This is a genomic window from Streptomyces sp. NBC_00271 (assembly GCF_036178845.1).
Lineage (GTDB): Bacteria > Actinomycetota > Actinomycetes > Streptomycetales > Streptomycetaceae > Streptomyces.
The window spans coordinates 11,380,225-11,402,663 of record NZ_CP108070.1 but is presented as its reverse complement, the minus strand read 5'-3'; the positions used below and the strand labels follow the sequence as shown (position 1 = coordinate 11,402,663).

General features: G+C 70.9%; 17 protein-coding genes and 1 pseudogene. 7 read left to right on the top strand and 11 right to left on the bottom strand.

Features of this window, described 5'->3' with window-relative positions; all coding sequences use genetic code 11:
- Positions 1–6 precede the first annotated feature (6 nt).
- Entirely contained in the window at positions 7–1,401 is a 1,395-nt protein-coding gene (locus OG798_RS52065) for a hypothetical protein (RefSeq protein ID WP_328759838.1), read from the bottom strand.
- A complete protein-coding gene (locus OG798_RS52060) occupies positions 1,398–2,114 on the bottom strand; it encodes a FadR/GntR family transcriptional regulator (protein WP_328759837.1) in 717 nt (238 codons plus the stop codon). The genes OG798_RS52065 and OG798_RS52060 overlap by 4 nt, the downstream gene beginning before the upstream one ends.
- A gap of 114 nt (positions 2,115–2,228) precedes the next feature.
- Between OG798_RS52060 and OG798_RS52055 the strand changes: the two genes are divergently transcribed.
- The gene (locus OG798_RS52055) at positions 2,229–2,360 is read left to right on the top strand and encodes a hypothetical protein (RefSeq protein ID WP_328759836.1); all 132 of its coding nucleotides are present in this window, start codon (positions 2,229–2,231) and stop codon (positions 2,358–2,360) included.
- A 110-nt stretch (positions 2,361–2,470) separates the two neighbouring features.
- Here OG798_RS52055 and OG798_RS52050 read toward each other — a convergent pair whose 3' ends face one another.
- Positions 2,471–3,490, bottom strand: a complete 1,020-nt coding sequence (locus tag OG798_RS52050; RefSeq protein ID WP_121413392.1) for an NADP-dependent oxidoreductase — start codon at positions 3,488–3,490, stop codon at positions 2,471–2,473.
- Between the two features lie 100 nt (positions 3,491–3,590).
- Between OG798_RS52050 and OG798_RS52045 the strand changes: the two genes are divergently transcribed.
- Positions 3,591–4,508 (top strand): LysR family transcriptional regulator, encoded by a 918-nt coding sequence (locus tag OG798_RS52045; protein ID WP_328759835.1) that lies wholly within the window; start codon positions 3,591–3,593, stop codon positions 4,506–4,508.
- Positions 4,509–4,713: 205 nt separating this feature from the next.
- Here OG798_RS52045 and OG798_RS52040 read toward each other — a convergent pair whose 3' ends face one another.
- Positions 4,714–5,193: a general stress protein gene (locus OG798_RS52040; protein ID WP_095850147.1), complete on the bottom strand. Its 480-nt coding sequence runs from the start codon at positions 5,191–5,193 to the stop codon at positions 4,714–4,716.
- Between the two features lie 356 nt (positions 5,194–5,549).
- On the opposite strand from OG798_RS52040, the gene OG798_RS52035 reads away from it, so the two are divergent.
- The 3 genes from OG798_RS52035 (at position 5,550) to OG798_RS52025 (ending at position 12,427) form a co-directional block, all read left to right on the top strand.
- Positions 5,550–6,341 (top strand): hypothetical protein, encoded by a 792-nt coding sequence (locus OG798_RS52035; RefSeq protein WP_328760209.1) that lies wholly within the window; start codon positions 5,550–5,552, stop codon positions 6,339–6,341.
- Positions 6,342–6,670: 329 nt separating this feature from the next.
- Positions 6,671–8,965, top strand: a complete 2,295-nt coding sequence (locus tag OG798_RS52030) for an ATP-binding SpoIIE family protein phosphatase (protein ID WP_121413395.1) — start codon at positions 6,671–6,673, stop codon at positions 8,963–8,965.
- 321 nt (positions 8,966–9,286) lie between these two features.
- Entirely contained in the window at positions 9,287–12,427 is a 3,141-nt protein-coding gene (locus OG798_RS52025; protein WP_328759834.1) for an ATP-binding protein, read from the top strand.
- On the opposite strand, the gene OG798_RS52020 is transcribed toward OG798_RS52025, so the two are convergent.
- The 5 genes from OG798_RS52020 to OG798_RS52000 all read right to left on the bottom strand — a co-directional run bounded on the left by OG798_RS52020 (position 12,408) and on the right by OG798_RS52000 (position 19,574).
- Positions 12,408–13,193: an ABC transporter permease gene (locus tag OG798_RS52020; RefSeq protein WP_121413397.1), complete on the bottom strand. Its 786-nt coding sequence runs from the start codon at positions 13,191–13,193 to the stop codon at positions 12,408–12,410. The genes OG798_RS52025 and OG798_RS52020 overlap by 20 nt on opposite strands.
- Complete coding sequence (locus OG798_RS52015; protein ID WP_328759833.1) at positions 13,190–14,170, bottom strand: ATP-binding cassette domain-containing protein; 981 nt, start codon at positions 14,168–14,170, stop codon at positions 13,190–13,192. The genes OG798_RS52020 and OG798_RS52015 overlap by 4 nt, the downstream gene beginning before the upstream one ends.
- A gap of 352 nt (positions 14,171–14,522) precedes the next feature.
- Positions 14,523–17,276 (bottom strand): bifunctional YncE family protein/alkaline phosphatase family protein, encoded by a 2,754-nt coding sequence (locus OG798_RS52010; RefSeq protein WP_328759832.1) that lies wholly within the window; start codon positions 17,274–17,276, stop codon positions 14,523–14,525.
- A gap of 4 nt (positions 17,277–17,280) precedes the next feature.
- A complete protein-coding gene (locus OG798_RS52005; protein ID WP_328759831.1) occupies positions 17,281–18,636 on the bottom strand; it encodes an ABC transporter permease in 1,356 nt (451 codons plus the stop codon).
- Positions 18,633–19,574: an ABC transporter ATP-binding protein gene (locus OG798_RS52000; RefSeq protein ID WP_328759830.1), complete on the bottom strand. Its 942-nt coding sequence runs from the start codon at positions 19,572–19,574 to the stop codon at positions 18,633–18,635. The genes OG798_RS52005 and OG798_RS52000 overlap by 4 nt, the downstream gene beginning before the upstream one ends.
- A gap of 335 nt (positions 19,575–19,909) precedes the next feature.
- Here OG798_RS52000 and OG798_RS51995 point away from each other — a divergent pair, with 335 nt between their 5' ends.
- Complete coding sequence (locus OG798_RS51995; RefSeq protein ID WP_328759829.1) at positions 19,910–20,095, top strand: hypothetical protein; 186 nt, start codon at positions 19,910–19,912, stop codon at positions 20,093–20,095.
- 93 nt (positions 20,096–20,188) lie between these two features.
- On the opposite strand, the gene OG798_RS51990 is transcribed toward OG798_RS51995, so the two are convergent.
- Complete coding sequence (locus OG798_RS51990; protein WP_328759828.1) at positions 20,189–20,770, bottom strand: helix-turn-helix domain-containing protein; 582 nt, start codon at positions 20,768–20,770, stop codon at positions 20,189–20,191.
- A gap of 36 nt (positions 20,771–20,806) precedes the next feature.
- Here OG798_RS51990 and OG798_RS51985 point away from each other — a divergent pair, with 36 nt between their 5' ends.
- A complete protein-coding gene (locus OG798_RS51985) occupies positions 20,807–22,069 on the top strand; it encodes an alpha/beta hydrolase (RefSeq protein ID WP_328759827.1) in 1,263 nt (420 codons plus the stop codon).
- Positions 22,070–22,210: 141 nt separating this feature from the next.
- On the opposite strand, the pseudogene OG798_RS56920 reads toward OG798_RS51985, so the two are convergent.
- A pseudogene (locus OG798_RS56920) lies at positions 22,211–22,390 on the bottom strand (Tn3 family transposase); the annotation flags it as partial.
- Positions 22,391–22,439 lie beyond the last annotated feature (49 nt).

Below are 22,439 nucleotides of genomic sequence, written 5' to 3'. Positions count from 1 at the left end.
GAGAGTTCATCGGTCGCCGACCTCCGCGTGCGCGGTGCCCGACAGCCGCCATACAGCCTCCCGCCGCCATGTGCCCCACCAGCGTTCCAGGCTGACCACCGCGTCCGCCCTCTCGCTGTTGCGGCAGACCGCGGTGGAGCCGTCGGGGTCGGTGTAGCCGAGCGTCAGTGTCTGTTGCGGCGGCTGGGTGACCGTCACCTGTATGCGGCTCAGGCCCGCCCTGCCCTCGACCCGCCACTCGGGCAGGCGGATGTCCGCGCGGAACCGGCCGATGCCCGCCCAGCCCACGGCAGAGCGTTCCGCGCGCCGGGGCCAGGTACGGCCGTTTCGGTGCAGGCGCAGGAAGACCAGGGGCGGCAGCCTGTCGAGTCCGCGTCGCATGGATACCGCGGCGATGATTTCCAGGACGTCGCCGCCACCCAGGTCGGCGTGGAGCCAGGCCCAGCGGCGGGCGTTGCCGTGGCCGTAGATGCGGGCGCCGGCTCCCGGAGCGTCGTCCAGCCGCAGCTCACCGGTGCCGTACCGGATGGTTCCGCTGTAGCGGGCGCGGGCGGCGGGGAGCATGTGCGAGGCCGGCAGCCAGGGACGTCGCCAGGACCAGCGGGGGAAGGTGTGAAGCGGCGGACCTTCGGGGCTCTCGGTGAGCGCCCAGGTGAACGTCCCGGCGGAGCCGGTGAGCCGGCCGGGTCGGACGCGGATGCCCTCGGCGGTGAAGCCCTCCGGATCCGCCGTCCACGGTACGGGGCCGAAACGGGTGTGTTCGGCGGGGCCGTCCTTGGGGAAGACGGCGATCCAGCCGTGCGCGTAGGCAGCGGAACCGTCGGAGGGCGCCACCAGTTCGTGGTGCAGCCAGACCCCGCTGTCGGTGGCCGGATCGGTCAGCGTCGTGTACCAGACCTCGGTCCGCCCCGGTGTGCCGTCCCAGCGCGGCGTCAGATGCCTGTCGGCAGAAGACGCGGCCGCACGAGGGAATCGGAAGCTCGCGAGGAAGGGCAGCAGGCCGGTGGCGAGGGGGAAGCGCAGCGTGCCCTCGCCCACGCGGTCACCGTCCTCGTACAGGGTGTACGGCAGTACCGTCAGCGAGGCGAGCGGACGCTTGGGCGACACCGACTTCCAGCCGTCCAGAGTCAGGCGCCGGCCTTCCATGGCGAAGGTGATCCGGTAGCGGATCCTGCGGCGTGACAGGGGCGCGATCTCCAGCTCGCCCTCGGCTTCGGCGTCGTCGGCCCGTCCCGCTATGCGTACCCGTCCGCTCACGTGCGCCCGCGTCGTGCGGTGGGGCAGCAGCACGGCGTCGGCACGGGCCAGCAGGTCCAGCCGCACGGGGCGGTCGCCGTCCTCGTCGGCCAGGCGCACACGGCCCAGCATGGTCTCCTTGAACACCGTCCCGTGTGAGCTCACAGGGCACCTTCCCGGCGTCCGCCGGAGCGTGCCAGCCCCGTGAGCATGATGCGTTCCGTTGCCGACAGGTAGTCGCCCGCGGCGGTGCGTGCCGCCTCCTGGTCGCCGGCGGCCACCGCCTCGACGACGGGTGCCAGACGGTCATGAGCGGCCCAGGGGTCCTTGAAGGGCTCGACCAGTGCGCCGCGCACCGGCAGGTACGCGTTGAACAGGGTGTTGGTCAGCAGGACGTACACCCGGTTGCCCGTGGCGCGGGCCAGTGCACGGTGCACCTCCACGTCCGCCAGCTGCACGGGCTCGCCCCCCGCCGCATCCCCGACGGCCGCCAGCAGCAGACGCAGTTCGGCGACCTGGGCCGCCGTGGCACGGGTCGCTGCGCGTTCCACGATCAGCTCACCGACGCTGCGCCGGACTTCGAAGATCTCACCGATCCAGTCGGGGCTGTGGCGCACGAGCATCGGCAGGAGGTCCGCCCCGCCCAGGCGCAGGAAATCCCGTACCCGGGTACCCACTCCGTGGCGCGTCTCCAGCAGCCCGGCGTGCGCCAGCCGGCCGAAGGCGTGCTTGAGGGAGGTGCGAGTGACCCCGAATCCGTCGGCGAGTTCACGTTCGGGAGGCAGATAGCTCCCGGCGGGATGACGCCCGGCGAGGATGTCCTCGCGCAGCCGCTCCTCCAACACGTCGACGATCGTCTCGCGTGGCAGTGCTTCCACCCCGGCCCCCAATGGTTGAGCGGTTCAGTGGTTCAGTGGCTGAGCCACTGAACCACTGTTAATGACACGGCGTCAATAAGGGCGACCGGGACAGCGGCGGTGCCACGCGCTGTGATGCCGGTTCTTCGCGGTGCCGCCGCCGAACCGGGCGCGGCCCCGGTGACCGCCACGGCGGCCATTGGCAACTCCGCCGAGCAGACCGCCCCGCACGCGACGACGGAGGTCCTGGACAACGGGCAGGGGTGACCTACTTCAGCAGTCTCGACAGCCGTTGCGGATCGCCGGGCATGGTGGCGGTCCGACGAGCACGGGGTCCCTGGCGTCGGCCTACCAGTTCCCCGCGTAGCCGCTGGAGTTCATCGCGACGGGACTTGTGTGCGGTCTCGTACGATGATCTTGCCGGTGTTCTTGCCGTGCAGCATTCCCAGGAATGCGTCCACGATGTGTTCGAAGCCGTCAACCACCGTCTCGTCCAAAGCGAGCCGGCCGCTCTGCAGATGCGGCACCGCGAACTCGTACAACTCCTCCTGCATGTCGCGGTAGTTGCTGACCAGGAAGCCCTCCATGCGGACGCTCTTCTCCACGATGTCCGCGTAGTTGAAGCGCGGCGGCGGTGCGTCGGGGGTGTTGTACTGGCTGATCGTGCCGACGCGGACGATGCGCCCGAACTCGCGCAGCGCTCCCACCGCGGCGGCCAGTTGCGCGCCGCCGACGTTGTCGACGAACACGTCGATGCCGCCCGGCGCGGCCTTGCCGAGCAGGTCGGCGGCGGGCCCGTCGTGGTAGTCGAAGACGGCGTCATAGCCCACCTCCCGCGTGAGGTGGGCGGCCTTCGCCGCCGAGCCCACGCTGCCCACGAGCCGTCCGGCGCCGAGCAGTCTGGCGAACCGCCCGGTCGCCGTGCCGACCCCGCCCGCGGCGGCCGACACGAACAGGTCCTCCCCCTCCTGGAGCCGGGCGATCCGGGTCAGGCCCACATAGGCGGTCAGGCCGGTGCCGCCGAGGGTGCTCAAGTACGCGGTCAGGGGCACCTTGTCGAAGCGGGGCAGCTGCCGGATCTCCTCGGGCGTGACCACCGCGTGCGTGCGCCAGCCCTGCCGGTGGAACACGATCTCGCCCTCGGCCAGCCGGGGCGTGCGCGAGGCGATGACGCGCCCGATGGTGCGGCCTTCCAGCGGTGCGTCGAGCGCGAAGCCGCCGGGCACGTCGTCCATCATCTCGCGGTGGTAGGGGTCGACGGACCAGTAGAGGTTTTCCACGAGCGCGCTGCCGGCTGCGGGGCCGGGAAGTGCGGACTCGACGAAGGCGAAGTGCTCGGCGGTGGGAAAACCGTGGGGGCGGGCGGTCTGGTGCACGGTGAGCGCGGTCTCGTTCATGACCGGACCGTAGGGCGGGAATGCGCCCCCTGGGCAGCCGGTTGGGCTCATGCGACACACCGTTCCATGAGCAGTTCTCATACGTTGAGGTGAGCGCCCCGTGGCCCGTACGACCGACTCCGATCTCGCCCCGCAGGAACTGCGCGTCCTGGTGGCGGTCGCGGACAGCGGCGGCTTCTCGGCCGCGGCCGGCACACTCGGTCTGACCCAGTCGGCGGTCTCCCACTCGGTTCGCGGCAGCGAGCGCAGGATCGGTGCCGTTCTCTTCGAACGCGGCCGCACCGGCGCCCGCCCCACCTCTGCCGGAGAGCAGGCCGTCGCGTACGCCCGCCGCGTCCTGCGCCTGTTGGACGTCCTGACCGCCGAGGCGCGCGGCGCGGCCCGGCCCGCTGCTGCGCAGGGGCCGCTGCGGATCGCGGCTTTCCGCAGCGCGGCTCTCCACCTGCTGCCGGCCGTCCTGCAGCGGCTGTGCGCCCGGCACCCCGGGATCGAGCCGCGGGTGCGGATCGTGCGCGAGGTGGGGCGCGGCAGTGCGGGCGAAGTGGCCGACGGGAAGGCCGACATCGCCATCGCCACACTGGGCGGCTCCGTGCTGCTTCCACCGGGTCTGGTCGCGAGCGGGCTCCTTGAAGAGCCGTATGCGCTGGTGCACGCGACGGGTCATGCCGCCCCGCGCTCGCTGCCGCTGGTCGACTGGGCCGAGAACTGTGGCTCGTACACCCGCGGGTGGTGGGCCGCGCAGGACTGGATCCCGAAGGCAACCGTCGAGGCGGAGGACGACGGAGCGGTGCTCTCGTTGGTGAGCGGGGGTCACGGAATGGCGATCATGCCGGCGCTGTCCTTGGTCGGAGCACCGGACTCGGTCGGGATCACTGATCTCGGCCCCGGGCGCCCGACACGCCAGGTCGGCTATGTCACCACTTCCGAACTGGCCGGATCCGCTGTCGTGCGCGCCTTGGTGAGGGAACTGCGGGCGTCGGTCCCGCGGGGTGTGAGCCTTCTCGGCGGCGGGGCTTGATCGGGTCGGGTGGGCGGGCTGCCTGAGGCAGGCGGGAGGAACTCCATGGAATCCGGCAGAGGGATCCGGCAGAGGGTACGGCTCCGCAAGCCCCAGCACGTCACACTCCACTCCTGCGCCGGGTCAAGCCGTCTGCAGTCTCATGGACCGGTGACGGGTCCTCACCGTCCAGTGCCGGACCGTGCGGCCGTAGCGGCCGTCCTGCTCAGTCTTCGCGCCAGCCGAGTTTGATGAGCAGATTCTTCGCCTCTTCCGCGACCTCCGTCTCGGCGACCACGTCGTAGCGGGCGGCGACGATCTGGCTGCGGGAGGCGAAGTCACGGCGGCCTCCGGTGAACGCGTGGCCGGCGAAGCCGAAGAGCGCACCGAAGATCGCGCCGTAGAACAGGCCGCTGATCATCAGCACCAGGACGTGGTGGTTGCCCGCGGCGAACAGCGACAGGAGCAGGCCGATGAGCAGGCCGAACCAGGCGCCCGAGCCCGCGCCGGCCAGGGCGGCCCGGCCGCGGGTGAGCCGGCCGAGGACCGTCTCGACCATCCGCAGGTCGGAGCCGATGATCGCGGTGCGCTCCACCGGGAACTTGCTGTCGGAGAGGAAGTCGACCGCGCGCTGAGCGCCCTCGTAGGTCGGGTACGAGCCGACCACCGGCCGGTCGAGCGGCGCCGTGGGCGGATGCTGGGTCATCGCAGGGCTCCCTTTCTCACCGTCCCTGTCCAACAGGCTGCTGGGAGACGGTGGCCCCCGCAAGGCGGGGCACGCCGGCCGGGCGCACGTGCTGCCACGAGCGACCGGACGTCTCCGTGGCCTCTTGCCGCGCGCGCAGGGGGTGTCGGTGTCCACTGCGCGGGAGGGGGCCGGGGGCCTTATGGGCGTCCGCATGCCAGTCCGGGAGCGTACGGCTGTCGCATCTCCGTACGGGCGAACGCGCGGAGTGAGGGGGAGCTGCCACCCATACGGGCCGTAGGACTCGTGGGGCGGGAGGGGCGGTGATGCAGTGGGACAGAAGTGTGCTGTTGGGAGTCCCTCAGGAGGCATCGGCGATGATTCGTCACCCAGCCCGTGCTGCCCGGTTCCTTGCCCTGACCCTGGCGGCGGGCGCCGTGCTGGCCACTGGGGCCTGCTCGAACGGGAGCGACGCAGCGACCTCTACGTCATCCAGGTCCGCAAAAACTCTGACCCAGGGCGAGGCGGAAACCGCGTTGATCAACGCGACGGATCTGGAGGGCAATTGGACGCGGGTCAACGACGCCGCCACCTGGCGGGATTCGCTGCTCATCGGCAAGGTGGATGCTGCCCAGTTCTTCACCGACAGCAAAACGACCGCTGCTGACTGCCAGAAGCTGCTCGACGTGCTCTACAGTGACGCGCTGTTGGGCAAGCCCTCCGGGGCAAGTGCGGTGGCAGGCTTCTCGGGTGGCAGTGACGGCGCCCGAATGCTCTATCAGGTCGCCGACTATGACCGTGGGCAACTGGACTCATCGCTGGCTTGGCTCAAGACGCTGCCGGTGAAGTGCGACCAGTTCACCGTCACGGGCAAGGACGGAAGCGCCCGCACTGCCCAGGTCATCGAGACCTCGCTGCCGAAGGCCGGCGACTCTCGCCAGGGGTTGCGCCTGACGCTTCAGGGCCCGGTGGGTGGCAAACCCGCCACGCTGACGCTTGATCTTGCCGCCGTCCGTCTCGGCACCAACGCCATCGCGGTGACGAACGGAGGGCTTGGCGGCACCGAGGCCGACTCTACCCAGCAGGCTGTCACTCTCGGTACGCAGCGGCTCAAGGATGTGCTCGCCGGCAAGACACCTGCTGAACAGCCCCCAGGACAGCAGGACTGATCAGCGACTGGTTCGCGCACACGCCCCGGTCGGCGCCGACCAAGGACTTCGGCGTCGCCGAGGAGAACTTCTCCGCGATCCCGACGTCCCAATCTCCGGGCAGTCAACGTCGGCGGGCTCGGGCGGAAGGTGCGTGCGCGTGGCCCGAGCCGGACAATGGTGGGGCGAGGGCATCGCAACAGCGAGGGCTGTGCTCGTTGTGTCCCCGCCAGTCGTGATGCCGCAGGGCCCCTCTCCACAACTGGTGCCGTCTTCGATACACAGCGTCATATCGAGGTGGGGAGCCGCTGCGGGCCTGGCGGCGGGCATCGCATGAAGGGAGGTCCAGGGTGGCCGGCAGGCGTTCGTTCAGCTTCGACGCCCGCGGATTCATCACTGCCGTGCGTGGCATGGGGATCCCGCAGGCAGTCCTTGACGGCCTTGTCGGACAGTCCGCTCTGGACGTGCTGCGGGACATGCTGGAGTCGAGCGCGCAAGACGGCACGCCTGTGGTCCAGTTCGACGCCTGGCAAAGCGGCGAAGGCACCGTGATCTCCGCGGTCGGATCGGCGCCCAGCCCCGGGACGGCTCGGGTGCAGAGCGCCTATATGCCATCGGCGTTCGAGAACGCCATCGCGGGTCTCGAGTTGTACGACACTGAACTGACGATTCTGCGCAGCAACGCCGCCTCCCTCGCCATCCGCGGCCTGCCGGCCGATGACGTCATCAGCCAGAATGCGGCAGAGCTCGACTACACGCTTCGGCTCAGTCCGCTGCTCGTGGAGGTCATGAAGACCGAGCGGGCGGCCGGCGCGAGCCCGGTCGTCGTACGGGACGTCCGGAAGGGGCAGGAGATCTACTCCGTGCTGGCTCTTCCGCTGGGCGAGGGCGCGGCCGTCGTGGGGGCCGCGACGGTCATCCACAACGTCACAGAGGGTGTGCGGGCCCAGGACGCGGAGCGACTGCTGGCCGCGACGGACAAAAAGGTGGGAACGACACTCGGCGTGATGCAGACGGCGCAGGAGCTGGCGTCGGTCGCCACCGAGGAGTTCGCCGATGCGGCCTCCGTCGATCTGGTGGAAGCCGTCTTCCACGGCGAACAGGCCCCGCTGCCCCCGCTGAGCAGCACCACTCCCCTGCGCCGGGCGGCGTTCGTCTCCGTCGCGGAATTCACGAGCCTGTATGCGGTGGGTGAGCCGAGCCGCTTCGCGTACCCCACCCCCTACAGCCAAGCGCTGGCGGACACGAAGCCGCGCCTGGTCGATCCCCGGGGCAGTCCGTCGGACTGGCACATGCACGACGCCGCCCGTTCCGGGCTCCTGCGTTCGGCCGGCGTGCACTCGATGATCCTGGCGCCTTTGGTGCAGCAGGGCCGTGTCCTGGGGCTGGTCTGCCTCTACCGGACCCGGCGGCGCACCACGCCGTTCGATCACCATGACGTGGCCCTGGCCGAGCGGATCACCGACCGGGCGGCCGTCCACATGGAAAACGCACGCCGCTACACGCGGGAGCGCACCGCCGCGACGACCCTGCAGCGCAGGCTGTTGCCGCAGAACCTTCCCGAGGTGCCCGGCGTGCGCACGGCGCACTTTTGGAACCCGGGCACCCACCAGACGCACTGGTTCGACGTGATCGCACTGTCCGGTGCTCGGGTGGGCCTGGCCATGGGCCAGATTGCGCAGCGCGGTCTGCGGGCCTCGGTGGACATAGGGCGATTCCGGACCGCTTTCGCCACGCTCGCCCGGATGGACCTGGCCCCCGACGAACTGCTGGCACACCTGGACGACGTCACGCACAACATCCAGCAGGAGGACGAGGCATCTGCTGCCGCGGGAGAGAACACCCGCGTCGGGGAAGCCCGCTGCCTGTACGCGGTCTACGACCCGATCACGGGAGGAATCGCGACCGCCTCCGCGGACTGGCCCCCGCCTTTGACGACCGCCCCGGACGGCACCACCAGCCCGGTCGGCGTTCCCGTCGGCCCCGGTCTGGGCCACCATTCCAGCTACGAACTGTCCCGGACCACCCTTGAGCCGCACACGCTGCTGACCTTCTACTCGGCCTCGATGCTGCACCCGGCACACGGCGACGACGCCTTAGCGTTGATCCAGCACGCAGCAGGCACGTCTGCGGGAAATGCCCAAGCAGCCTGCGACAACATCGTCTACGCGCTCATGGGCGACCACGCTCGCGGCCGCGAAGGCGGTACCGTCCTGACCGCGGTGGTCAGGCGGCTCGCCCACGACGACTACGTGTCCTGGACGTCGCCCCGGGACCGCGCCGCTGTCGCCGACTGCAGGACGCGAGTCCGCGACCAGTTGGAAGCATGGCAGCTGGACGATCACGCCTTCGCCACGGAGCTGGTGGTCAGCGAACTGGTGACGAACGTGCTGACCCACGCCACCGGGAATCCGCGAGTCCGCCTCATCCGGGGCGAACATCTCACCGTGGAGGTCTCGGACGACTCCACCACCTCCCCCCACCTGCGGCACGCACGAGCGCAGGACGAGAACGGCAGGGGCCTGTTCATCGCCGCCACACTGGCGAGCCGGTGGGGCACTCGCTACGGGGAGGAAGGGAAGACGATCTGGGTCGAACAGGACCTGAGTCCGCAAGAGTCGGGCCTGCGAGCTTCCGCACGGTAGACGGTGAGGCGTCACGGTAGACGGTGAGGCGTCGAGTTCTCCATCGTCGGTCGAGCCGGGGCGGGGCCGGCCGCGGGTGAGGGTGTCGTGGTCGTACGAGGTCGGGCGGGCTGCCCGCCGCACGGGCCGGCCTTCCGGCGCCGGCAGCAGGAACGGTCGGCACGGGGTGCTGGGACGGTCGGCACGGGGTGGCGGGAACGGTCGGCGCGGCTGCGGCAGCCGCCCCGGCGGCGGGCGCGCGTGGAGCAGAGCCGCACGGGCAGCGGGAGTTCGGCCTGCGGCGGGAGTTCCGGCGGCCGGCACCTTGGCTAATCTGCACGGGTGACCACCGACCTGACCCTGCTGCCACGTGTCGCCTATCGCGGGCAGGAGATCACCGCGCCCCGGCTCCGCGGTCTCCTCGCGCTGCTCGCGGGCGACTTGCGCACGGGCTGCAGCACCGAGCGGCTGGTGGCCGGGCTGTGGCCGGACGAGCTGCCGGAGCGGCCGGGAAAGGCGGTGCAGGTCCTCGTGTCCAGGGCGCGGGCGCAGCTGGGCGCCGACGTCCTCGCGAGCACGCCCGCCGGATACCGGCTCGCGCTCGCCGAGGACCAGGTCGACAGCTCCGCCCTGCTGCTGCACGCCGCCGCCGGCGCGGACCGTGCCAGGGCCGGGGACCACGCGGGATCGCTGGCCGCGGCCGAGGCCGGGCTCGCGCTGTGGGAGGGCACTCCTGACGGGGCCGGCAGCGCCGACGACCCCGTGGCCGCGTTGCGCGCCGAGCGCGCCCCGGTCCGCGGCGCGCTCCTGCGCGCGCGGGCGCTCGCGCTCGCCCGGCTGGGGCGGCACGCGGAGGCGGCCGGGCCGCTGGCCGTGGCCGCCGCGGAGCATCCGCGGGACGAGGAAGTGCTCGCCGAGCTGCTGCGCGGCGAGGCGGCGACGGCGGGCCCGTCCGCCGCGCTGATGCGGTACGAGGCGTACCGGCGTGAGCTGCGCGAGACGCTCGGCACGGATCCGGGCGCCGGGCTCAAGGCCGTACAGCAGGAGCTGCTGCGCGGCGAGTCGCCTGTGGTCCGGCACGGTGTGCCGCACGAGCCGAACCTGCTGCTGGGCCGGGACGAGGACGTCGCGGCGGTGGAACGGCTGCTGCGCGCCTCCCGCGCCGTCACCGTCGTCGGCCCCGGCGGCCTCGGCAAGACCCGGCTCGCGCACGCCGTCAGCCGCCGGGCCGAGCAGCGCGTGGTGTATTTCGTGCCGCTCGCCGGTGTCACGGCGGACGAGGACGTGGCCGCGGAGGTGGCTTCCGCGCTCGGCGCGGGTGAGGGGCGGCCGGGCGCGGTGCGCGGTCACGACCCGGTGTCCGGCATTCTCGGTGTGCTCGGCTCCGGGTCCGCGCTGCTGGTCCTCGACAACTGCGAGCAGGTCATCGCCGGTGCCGCCGGCCTCGTACAGGCGCTGGTCTCGTCCTCGAAGGACCTGCGGGTGCTGGCCACCAGCCGGGCTCCGCTGGGCCTGACGTCGGAGGCGGTGTACGCGCTGCCGGAGCTGGGTCTGGGCATCTCCGTCGAGTTGTTCACGCAGCGGGCGCGGGCCGCCCGGCCCGGCGTGGAGCTGCCGCCGGACGCGGTGGCCGGGCTGTGCCGTCACCTCGACGGGCTGCCGCTCGCCGTGGAGCTGGCCGCGGCGCGGGTGCGGGTGATGTCGGTGCCGGAGATCGCCCGCCGCCTCGGTGACCGGTTCGCGCTGCTGCGCGGCGGGGTGCGGGGGGTGCCGGAGCGTCACCGCACGCTGCACGCGGTCGTGGAGTGGAGCTGGAACCTGCTCGCGCAGGATGCCCGGGCGGCGCTGCGCACGCTGTCCGTGTTCCCCGGGGGGTTCGGCGGTGAAGCGGCGGAGCGGGTCCTCGGCGAGGATGCGCTGTTGCTTCTTGAGCAGTTGGCCGGTCAGTCGCTGCTCACCGTCGCCGAGACCCCGGCCGGGGTGCGGTTTCGGATGCTGGAGACCGTACGGGAGTTCAGCGCGGCCCGGCGTGCGGAGGCGGGCGGGGACGAGGAGGCTGTGGGCCGGTTCCTCGCCTGGGCGCGGGACTTCGGGGTCGCGTACCACGACGCGCTCTTCGGCTCGGATGCGCAGGCCGCCTGGGAGCGGATCAAGGCCGAGCAGGACAACCTCGTGCTGGCCCTGCGGCATGCCCTGGCCTGTACGGACAACCCCACCACCGCCGCCGTCACCGCCGTCCTCGCCAGTCTGTGGTCCACCGGCACCAACTTTCCCCGCCTCGCCGCCATCGCCGCGGACACCGGCCCGCCGCTGTCGCACTACCGTCCCGGGCCCGAGTACGTCGAAGTCGCCCGCACCGCCGCGGTGTTGGGCGCGGCGACCGTGTTCATGGGCTCCGGCCCGCGCGCCGTACGCCAGCTCGTCACCCTCCGGCGGCTGCCCCCAGCCCCGCCGGACACGCTGATGCGCGCCACCGCGCTCGTGCTGAGCGCGATCCCCGAGATACGGCCTCCCGGCTACGACGTGCTGCGGGAGCTCTGCGAGGGTGCGGGCGACAGCGAGCAGCCGCTGCTCTCCGGCATCGCCGAGTGCGTCGCCTGCTACGTCTGGGAGTTCGAGCACGACATCGACCGCGCGCTCGTCTCGGCCCGCCGGGCGGTCGCCGGACTGGCGGCGGTCGACAATCCGTCCGTGCAGCTGATGGTGCATTCCCGGCTGAGCGAGCTGTGCCTGCGGACGGGGCGGGGCGAGGAGGCGTACGAGCATCTCCAAGCGTCGCTCAAGGTGCTGCCGCGGCTCGGCGACGGGCACGACTACATCGGCATCCGCTCGCTCCTGGTCCTCGCCTGTCTGCAGCGCGGCGAGACCGACGAGGCCGACTACTGGCTGCGGCAGGCGGAGAGCGACAGCACCCCGCAGCAGGACGACTTCTACCGGCCGGACCTCGGCGGGCGCGCCGAGATCGCGCTCGCCCGCGGGCTGACGGAGGTCGGGCTCGGCCTGTGGCGCGGCGCCGTGGAGCGCATGCTCGCGGCCGGCTCGCTGCGCGACGGCGACGCCCGGCTCGACCCGTGGGCGTTCCTGATCCAGTCGGTGGCGGTGACGGCGCACGCGCATGCCGGCCGGCTCGGGCTGGTCACGGAGGTGGTCGACCGGCTGCGGCAGCGGCTGCGGACGCTGCTGTGCGATCCGGTCGGCTCGCCCTCCGAACTCCCGTTGTTCGGGACGCTGCTGCACAGCCTCGGCATGGCGGGGCTCACATCAGGCGACACCGGTGCCGTACGGATGATCGCGCTGGCCGAACGGCTGGGGGTGATGCGCGAGTTCCAGCCGACGATGTCGGCGGACCGCGCCCGCAAGGCGGCGGAAGACGCCGACAGGGCGGCGTACGCCGACGCGGTGTCGGAGTACGCCGCCCTGGAGCGGGACGAGTTGCGGGAGGCAGCCCGCGCTGTCATGGCCGCTACTTCGGGTCGCGGTTGAAGGACGCCGTCGACCAGCGGTAGCCGAGCACGGTCAGGCCGACGCACCAGGCGATCGCGATCCACCAGTTGTTGCCGATCTCGGTGCCGAGCAGCAGGCCGCGCAGGGTCTCGATGGCCGGGGTGAACGGCTGGTACTCGGCGATCGGCTGGAACCAACCCGGCATCGTGTCGGCGGGGATGAAGGCGCTGGAGATGAGCGGGAGGAGGATCAGCGGCTGTGCGCTGTTGCTGGCCGCCTCGGCGTTCGGGCTGGCCATGCCCATCCCGACGGCGATCCAGGTGAGTGCCAGGGCGAACAGCGCGAGCAGTCCGATCGCCGCCAGCCATTCCAGGGCGGTTGCGTCGGTGGACCGGAAGCCGATGGCCACGGCAACGGCGCCGACGAGGACCACGCTGGCGATGCACTGCAGCACGCTGCCGACGACGTGCCCGACGAGCACGGACCCGCGGTGGATCGCCATCGTGCGGAAGCGGGCGATGATGCCCTCGTTCATGTCGGTGGCGACGGACACCGCGGTCCCGATGACGGTGCCGCCGATGGTCATCATCAGGATGCCCGGGACGATATAGGCGATGTAGTCGGAGCGGTCGGCGCCGCCGATGCCCGTGCTCATCACGTCGCCGAAGATGTAGACGAAGAGCAGCAACAGCATGATCGGCGTGAGCAGCAGGTTCAGGGTGAGGGACGGATAGCGGCGCGCGTGCAGGAGGTTGCGGCGCAGCATCGTGTTCGAGTCGCGTACGGCGAGGGAGAGGGCGCTCATCGGACGTTCTCGTTGGGCTGGTTCGGCTGGGTGGGGATGGCGGTGGGGCCGGTCAGGGCGAAGAACACGTCGTCGAGGTCGGGGGTGTGCACGGTCAGCTCGTCCGCCTCGATGCCGGTGGAGTCCAGCCAGTCGAGGATGGCGCGCAGTTCGCGCTGGCTGCCGTCGCTGGGGATCTGCAGCGCCAGCGCCTCGTCGTCGCGGGTGACCTCGCGCAGGGCTACGGCGGCGGACTGGTAGGCGGCGGGGTCGGTGAAGCGGAGCCGGACGTGTCCGCCGGGGATGAGCCGCTTGAGCTCCTCGGCGCTGCCTTCGGCGGCGAGCTTGCCGTCGTTCAACACCGCGATGCGGTCGGCGAGTTCGTCGGCCTCGTCCAGGTACTGGGTGGTGAGGAAGACGGTGACGCCGTCGGAGACCAGCTCGCGGATGATCTGCCACATGTTGTGGCGGCTGCGCGGGTCGAGGCCGGTGGTGGGCTCGTCGAGGAAGATGATCCGCGGGTCGCCGACCAGCGTCATGGCGAGGTCAAGGCGGCGTTTCATGCCGCCGGAGTAGGTGGAGGCGGGCTTCTTCGCGGCCTCGGTGAGGTCGAAGCGCTCGAGGAGTTCGGCGGCGGTGCGGCGGCCCTCGCTGCGGGAGAGGTGGTGCAGGTCCGCCATGAGGAGCATGTTCTCCTCGCCGGTGATCAGGCCGTCGACGGCGGAGAACTGTCCGGTGACGCCGATCGCGGACCGCACGGCCTGCGGGTCGACGGCGAGATCGTGACCGCCGACCCGCAGCTCGCCGGCGTCGGCGGTGATGAGGGTGGAAAGGATCTTCACGGCGGTGGTCTTGCCGGCGCCGTTCGGTCCGAGCAGGGAGAAGACCGTGCCGGCCGGCACCGCCAGGTCGATCCCGTCGAGAACCGTCTTGTCGCCGTAGGCCTTGCGCAGCCCCTTGGCCGCGATGGCGAGTGAGTGCGAGGTCGTTGTCGTCATGCGGAGGAGGTTGCGGCAGGGCGCATTCAGCGCGGTTTCACGATGGTTTCAGTGCCCTGGAACCGGGTGGCGGAGGGGAATGCCTAATGGCCTCGCTGCCGTGGTCGAAGTCCGCCGGGGCCAAGGCCCCGGCCGGCGACGCAGTCGATCCGCCGGTTGTGACCGGCGAGCTGGCCGCCAGGAACACCGCGGATGACGCGGCAGGGTGGCTGGAGTGCATGACGGCCCCCTCACGTGCAGGCAGAGGAGCGCGAACGCGGCTCGGGTGGGGACGGAAGGGCCCCTGGCCGGCGGTGACGCCGGTCAGGGGCCCCTTTGACGCGGTGAGTCCGCGTCAGCCGTCGGACTCCTGTCAGCCGTCGGACTCCGAGGAGGGGATGTAGGCGCCCGGGACGTCCTTGGGCGCGAAGATCTTGCTCTCACCGGGGTAGGGCTTGGTCCATCCGTGGGTCTGGTACCAGGTGAAGTGGTTCATCTGCGCGGGGTTCGCGAAGTCGGGGATGGCGCCCGGCCCGGTCAGCCGCTGGTGCGTCTTCCACTCCTCCCACGTCGCCGCGAGTGCCCGCTTGGCCGCCGGCACCTTGGCCGAGGGCACGGCCGCTGCGCTGGGGTCCTGCGGCGCCGGGGTGTCCACGCCGCAGGCGGGCGGGGTCTTCAGGCCGTCGGTCAGCGAGGTCCGGTTGGGCAGTGCCTTGAACGGCGTGAAGTCGGGGTGCCGGGTGAACGCCCCGCGCATCGGGGTGGCCGCGCTGTCCTTCTGGTTCATCGGGTGGATCCCGAGGATCTGCTCGATGGTCCGGATCATCGTGATCTGCGAGTAGTAGTGGCTGTCGACGGCGGCGTGCTGGGCCCAGGGGCTGATGATCTGGATGGGGGCACGGTGGCCGTCGACGTGGTCGAGGCCGGCCTGGGAGTCGTCCTCGACGACGAAGATCGCCGAGTCCTTCCAGTACTTGCTGTGCGAGATCTCATCGACCATCCGGCCGACCGCGAGGTCGTTGTCCGCGACCTGGGCGGCCGCGTTCGCCGGACCGCCGGTGTGGTCGTTGGAGAGCCAGAACATGTTCAGGTTCGCCGGACCGTTCTTCTCGAAGTCCTGCTTCCAGATCTGCTCCTTGTAGATGTCCGGGACGCTGGTGTCGAACAGCGGGAAGCCGGACACCGACACCTTGTTGAGCGACGGGATCGCCGAGCCCGTTTGAATGGGGTAGGTGGTGTCCTGCCCGGTCGCCTCCATGTTCTTGGTGTCGCAGTACAGGTTCTGCCAGGACGCGCCGGCCGGCTTGCTCTCGAACGACTGGAACTCGCCGAAGTCCTTGACGGACTTTCCGGCCGCCTGCGCACCGGTCCAGATGAAGCCGGACTTCTGGTGGCCCAGAGCGTCGTCCTCGGTGTCGTAGCTGCGCGTGTACTCACCGGCCGAGGACTCGGTGTACTCCGGGTCGTCGGCCTGCATCAGCCAGTTGTGGCCCTCGGCGGAGTTCGTGCCGATGTCGTAGGTGTTGTCGTACAGCCCGAACTGCGAAGCCAGCGCGTGCTGGTTCGGCGTCACGTTCTCGCCGAACTGCGTCACCGACGGGTCGCCGTTGCCCTGCGGCATGTCACCGAAGACCTGGTCGTAGGTCCGGTTCTCCTTGACGATCATGAAGACGTGCTTGATCGTCGAGGGAGCGCCGAGCCGCGCCGGGACCGGCACCTGCTTCTGGTTGCCCTTGCCGTGGGCCAGCGAGACCGAGCCGCGCGTCCAGCCGTTCTGCTGGAAGACCTTGCCCGTCTGGGACCTGATGACGCTGTCGTCCGGCAGCGTGAACTGCGTCAGGCTCGACGTGGTGTCGTGGGTGCCGTGCCCGGCCTTGTTGGTGGGGCGGCGGGCGTCAATGCCGCGGGTGTTGGAGACGATCACCTTCTTGCCCACGGTGGTGATCTCCGCGGGGAAGTAGTCCGTCGGGAGCAGGCCGACGTAACTGGCGGGCTCCTGAGGGGACTTGTAGCGGTAGACGGCGACGGCGTTGGCGCGGCCGAGCGTCACCAGCAGACGGCCGTCGTCGGTGAGCGTCACCGCGTTGGGCTCGTAGCCCACCGACGCCTCCGGCCACGGCTGGGTGGCGATGGTCTGCACGACCTTGTTCTTGCGGGTGTCGATGACCGACACGTTGTTGTCGGCGGTGTTGGTGACGAACACCGCCCCGTTCTTGGCGTACAGGGCCGTCGGGTGCAGACCGACGTCGATGCTCCCGACGGCTGCGGCAGGGTCCGTCAGGTCGATGACACTGACCGTGCCGGTGGTGGTGGCACCGGTCTGCGGGTTGGCCGGAACCTGGGTGCCGTAGGAGTTGATCGTGGTGTCGCCGGCCTTGGCCGGGCGCCCGCCCTCGTTGCTGACGTAGAGCTTGTTGCCGGCCATGACGATGCCACGGGGTGCGTTGCCAACGGCCCAGCTCTGCTTGATGGTCCCGGTCGCCGCGTCGATGGCGGCCACCCGGTTCTGGCCGTTGACCGCGCCGTACACGGTGGAGCCGTCGGCCGAGAACACCGCGGCACCCACCAGTGCGTGCTTGGAGCCGTCGGCCGGGATCGGGACGGCCGTCGGGTTGGCGAGGGTGCCGTCCGCGTTCACGGTGAACTTGGTGTAGCCGTCGCTCTGGCCCAGCCACAGCTGCGAACCGTCGGGCGAGTACGTCGGGCCCTCCTGGCCGACGGCGCCACTCGTGATGCGCAGGTCGTCCGTCGAGGCGGTGCCGACGCGCTGCTTCACCTGCCCGGTCTTGAGGTCCATGATGACCAGAGACGCATCACCATCGGCGATCGAGGCCGCGAGATGGTCCCCGTCCGGGCTGACCGAGGACGACATGATCTTGCCGTTGTTGATGACGGTGCGGCTGCCGTACGGGGCGATGTACTGGTCGCTCGAGATGACCTGGCCGTTGGCGGTGACCTGGCCGACCTGCTGGGTGGCGAACTGGCTCGTCGAGGCAACAGCGGTGCCCGTGACGGCGAGGGCCACAGCGATGCCCGCCGCCACCAGAGTGCTCCGGCGGCCGACGCGTCTGCCAAAGAGGTTGATCTGTTCCTTCTCGTTGCTCCGACGCTGCCGTACTACCTGCATGGAGTTATCCCTTCGGGGTGGCGAGCAGGTCGACGTTGCCGTCGAACTGCCACAGCGGGTTGGGTGCGTCCCCGGTCGGGGTGCGGACCAGGAAGTAGCCGTTGACTTCCTTCGGTCCGTCGCCGTCGGCCATGAAACGACCGTCAGGTGTGAGGTCGAGCTGGTAGATCGCGGTCCCCGCGACCTCGATGCCGGGCAGGTGCCAGGACACGACGCAGCGCCAGTCGTTGCCCGGCCCCTCGGCGGCGACCTTGACGCTGCCCTTGTCGCACGTCGCCGTGGCCTTCAGCTGCGCTTCTGTGACGGCGGGGCGGTTGAGCTGCTCGGTCTGCAGTCGATAGAGGTGGGCGAACGCCGTGGCAACCGAGCGCTGCACTTTGTCCTGCTCGATCCCGGAGCCCGAGGCACCACTCGCCGAGGCGAGCACCGCGACCGTGACGGCGGCCAGAGCGGCGAGCGGCAGGCCTGCGGCGGCGGCCGCGCGGCGCCCCGAGCCGTCGTAGGTCGGGTTGGTGAAGTCGCGCCGCAGGAAAAGCGCGTAGGCCAGCGCGGTCGCGGTCACGGCCCACAGCAGGCTGACCACGATGCCGATCAGGAGCGGGCCGAGCTGCGTGGGGCTGGTGAACAGACCGTTCCAGGCGATGAAGGCGTAGCTGGGCAGGGCGAGGCGTACGGCGACGGGCAGCGGCATCATCTGGGCGAGCTGCATCGCGAGCGCGACGAGCGCGGGCAGCAGCAGTCCCATCGGGGAGCGCCCCAGCGTGACGGACCCGAGCAGTCCGATCGCGGCGAGGGCCAGGGTCGGGGCGAGTACGCAGATCCAGGCGAGCAGGACCTTGCCGGCGGCGTCCGCCGGGCTCAGCAGGTGGCCGTCGAGGCCTGCCAGCGGCTGGTTGCCGACCGCGACGATCCCGCCGGCCGTGCTGGATGCGGCCAGCCCGGCCACGAGCAGCAGGATGACGGTGAGGCTGGCCAGTGCCTTCGCCGCGAAGATCCGCCTGGGTGAGCGGACCGCCACCAGCAAGTGGCGCCAGGTGCCGAGCCGGTCCTCGGAGGCGAATACGTCGCCGGCGACCACCGAGGTGAGCAGCGGGAGCGCCCAGGTGCCCGCGAAGCCGAGCATCACCAGCGTTCCGGCCCACCCGGTGGCGTGCATCCAACGGCCGAAGAGGGTGTCGGAGGGGAGTGTGCTCTGCTGGCTCACCGCGGCGACGAAGAGGGCGGGTGCGATCCAGCAGGCGAGGACCAGCAGGCGGATCCGCCATTGCGAGACGAGTTTGACCAGCTCGAAGCGGTAGGCGCGCGGAACGGAGACGCGGCGGGCCGCGGCAACGTTGTCGTGGGTGAGGGTCGCGGTCACCGGCCGGTCTCCTTCTGCTCGGTGAGGGCGAGGAACGCGGCTTCGAGCGGCGACACCAGGGGGGCGAGCTCGCGCAGCGCGATGCCCGCCTGCACGAGCCGCACCACCAGTTCGTCGAGGGCGGGCACCGGCGCGCGCACGACGAGCACGTCGGCGTCGTGGCGTGTCCCGGTGTCGTCGACGACGCGGATCGCGGCCGCATCGAGGGCCAGCCGGCGGGCGGCCTGCGGGTCGGAGGTGAGCAGCCGGTAGTCGAGTTCACGGCTCTCGGCGGCCAGCTTGCTCAGCGGGCCGGAGAAGACGACCCGTCCGGCGGCGAGGATGGTGGCCTCGGAACACAGTGCCTGGAGGTCGTCCATGCGGTGGCTGGAGAGCACGACGCTGGTTCCGTCCGCGGCGAGCCGGGTGAGGACACCGTGTACGTGTTTCTTGGCGGCCGGGTCGAGGCCGTTGGAGGGTTCGTCGAGCACGAGCACCCGGGGCTTGGTGAGCAGGGCGGCGGCGAGTCCGAGCCGCTGGCGCATGCCGAGGGAGAAGCCGCGGGCCTGGTCGTCGGCGACATCGGTGAGCCCGACCTGCTCGAGCACGTCGTCGACTCCCGCTGTCCGCGCGTCGTGGCCTCGCAGAGCGGCCAGTGCGGCGAGGTTCTGCCGGGCGGTGAGCGAGGGGTAGAGGCCGGGTCCGTCCACGAAGCCGGCGACGCCGTCGGGGGCGGCGAGCGCGCGCCTGAGCGGCGTGCCCAGGATCTCCAGGTGGCCGCTGTCGGCGACGGCCAGGCCCAGCAGGAGACCGAGCAGCGTCGTCTTCCCGGCGCCGTTCGGTCCGACCAGGCCGTGGATCTGGCCCTGTGCCACGTCCAGATCGACGCCGTCGAGTGCCACGACGTCACCGAAACACTTGGTGATCCCGCGAGCCTGAACTGCGAGAGGTGTATCCATGAGCCCCTTCTTCCGAAACACTCAGGGACCTTAGGGACGGCACACAACGCAGGCACAGGCGCCTGGCTGAACGTCCAGGGAACGGATCGTCAAGGCGTCGGCAAGTCCGGGTGCACAAAATGGCCAGCATCGAGCCAGAGTTGGGCAACCGTTCCTGAGGACCGAGCGGGAGTGAGTCCCGGTGCCGGCACTAGTGCTCAGCCGAGCGCCCCGAACGGTGCCGGGCGTTCTGGTCCCCCGCGTTCGCTCCGTGTCCGGGCGGCAGAGATCGTGTCCGTGGTCCGTGGGCCGTGGTCCGTGGTCCGGGAATGCGGGGGCGGGTTTGCAACGGCTACGTGGAGCCGGCAGTGGAGTTGGGCGTGCGGCCCGAGCGGATCAACACGATCAGCTGCTGGCAGGCCGCGGCCAGGGTGGGGGCGCGAACCTACGGAGAAGGTGCGGCGGCGTGCGCGGTCGTGCTCCGCGAGCCGGCCCGGGTTGCCGCGCGCGGGGAGCTGGAGGTGCCGATCGCCCGCACCTGACCGCTGGAGCAGGTGCGAGAGGCGTTCCGCGAACTGGAACGACGGCACACCCACGGCAAGATCGCGCCCCGGCCCCAGGAGCCGTCCGGCCGGTCATATGTCTGTTTCGTGATCCGTTGCAGCCGCCGGCTGCCCGGTTTCCCGCTGCGGGTTTTCCACCGGGAAGTGGATCGGGCTGAGCAGGTACTGTGCCCGCTCGGGGCTCGGCCGGTTGGCCAGTCTCGGTGCGATGGCTGCGCGGAGCTCACCGGTCAGTTCTTCCAGTTCTGCCGGGCTGAGCCAGAGTGCGTGTTGCCGGTAGCCCACTTGGTCGGCCACCGGGTCGGCCCCTTCGCGGGCGAGGTAGGCGTTGAACTCGGCGAGCAGGGCGGTCATCGCGGTGGCGAATGTCTGGCGATGGTCCGCCGGCGTGAGCGTGCGGACCGTCTCGGAGCCGATCACGGCACGGTCCTGTCGCAGCCGGTAGAGCCGTTGTACTGCGCCGCGCACCCTGTGTTCCTGGGCGACCTCCAGAATCCCGCCGTCCACCAGCAGATCGATGTGGCGGTAGACCGTGGCCTTGGAGGCTTCGGGGATACGTGCGCAGAGCTGAGTGGTGGTCAGCAGCCTTCCGCCGCCCATCGCGTGGACGATCCGCAGTCGAATGGGGTGGGCGAGCAGGTCCAAGGAGTCCATACCCAGACTTTCTCACAACTGCTACCTTTCTCAATCATGAGAATTGATGAGGGTGGGGCACAGGAGGTGGCGCGAGGCTTCGCCACGCTGCTGCAGGCGGAGCGTTTTGACGAGATCGTGGAGCTGTTCGCGCCACCACTGCGCGCCGCTGTCTCTGCCGAGGCGCTGAGGCTCGCATGGGCTGCCCAGGCAGCCGGACATGGCGGGGTCAGGGCGGTCGAAGAGCCGGCGAGCCAGGCCGGCGAGGCCGACCCCGTGCGCGTACACATCCCAGTGACCTGCGCGAACAGCGGCTTCACCGTGGTCACCTCGGTCGGCGGTGACGGCCTGCTGCACGGACTGCGGCTCGACCCGCACGGAGACGCCGAGTGGCATCCGCCGCACTATGCGGATACGGCCCGGTTCACCGAGCGGGACGTCTTACTCGGGACCGGTCCGCTCGCCGTGCCCGGCACCCTCAGCCTGCCTGTCGGCCCCGGACCGTGGCCCGCCGTAGTACTGCTCAGCGGTGGCGGTGCGTTCGACCGGGACGGGAGCAGCGGCCCGAACAAGCCGCTCAAGGACCTCGCCTGGGGGCTCGTCACCCGGCAGGTGGCCGTGCTGCGCTTCGACAAGGCGACCTTCGCGCGCCCGGATCGCCTGCCGCAGGACTTCACCATGGCCGACGAGTACCTGCCGCCCGCGCTCGCCGCCGTCCGCCTGCTCCGGCAGCAACCCGAAGTGGCCCCGGACCAAATCCACCTGCTCGGCCACAGCATGGGCGGCAAGGCGGCACCCCGGATCGCCGCCGCCGACCCGTCGATCGCGGGCCTGATGCTGCTCGCGGCAGACGCACAGCCGATGCACGAGGCGGCCGTCCGGGTGGCCCGCCATCTCGCGGCACTCACCCCCGGGCCCGGCGCGGAGGAGATGGTTGCCGCACTCGCCCGGCAGGCCGCGCTGGTGGCATCCCCCGGCCTTACCCCTGACACACCGTCAAAGCTGCTGCCACTGGGGTTCTCCGCCTCCTACTGGCTCGACCTGCGCGCCTACGACCCGGTGGCCACGGCGGCAGGGCTGGCTTGCCCGATGCTGATCCTGCAGGGCGGGCGGGACTACCAAGTGACCGTCGCCGACGACCTGGCCCGCTGGCAGGACGCCCTCGCACACCGGCCCGAGGTGTCCATCCGGATCCACCAGGACGCCAACCACCTCTTCTTCTCCGGCAGCGGCCATGCCACCCCGGCCGAGTATGCGCGGCCAGGACACGTCGAGCCGGCGGTGGTGGACGAGATCACGGCCTGGCTGGCGCGGGGGTAGCCGACAGGCCCTGTGGGGCAGAAGGAACTCCCGGACTGCCGCCACCCGTTGCGGCAGGCGCGGCTCCGTCGTCCCGGGCACCGTCACCGCAGCAGCACTCGTCATCCGGCTCCGCACATGACCGGCAGGACAGGAATTCTCTGGGGTGAAGGCGGTGAGGCTGCGGCGGCCCAGCACGTTGAGGTTGCGGTGCTCGAGCGGGGACAGCCGGTCGACGTCCTCGCCCAGAATCTCGTGACCTTCGGCGCGGAGCCGGTCGACGGCGGCGGCGTCGACGTACCGCATCGTCCAGAGCACCACGGCATCGAGGACCAGGCCAGCGCGTCGTATCGTTTGCCACGTCCGTAGCTGTTGTTGGGCCTTGACGGCC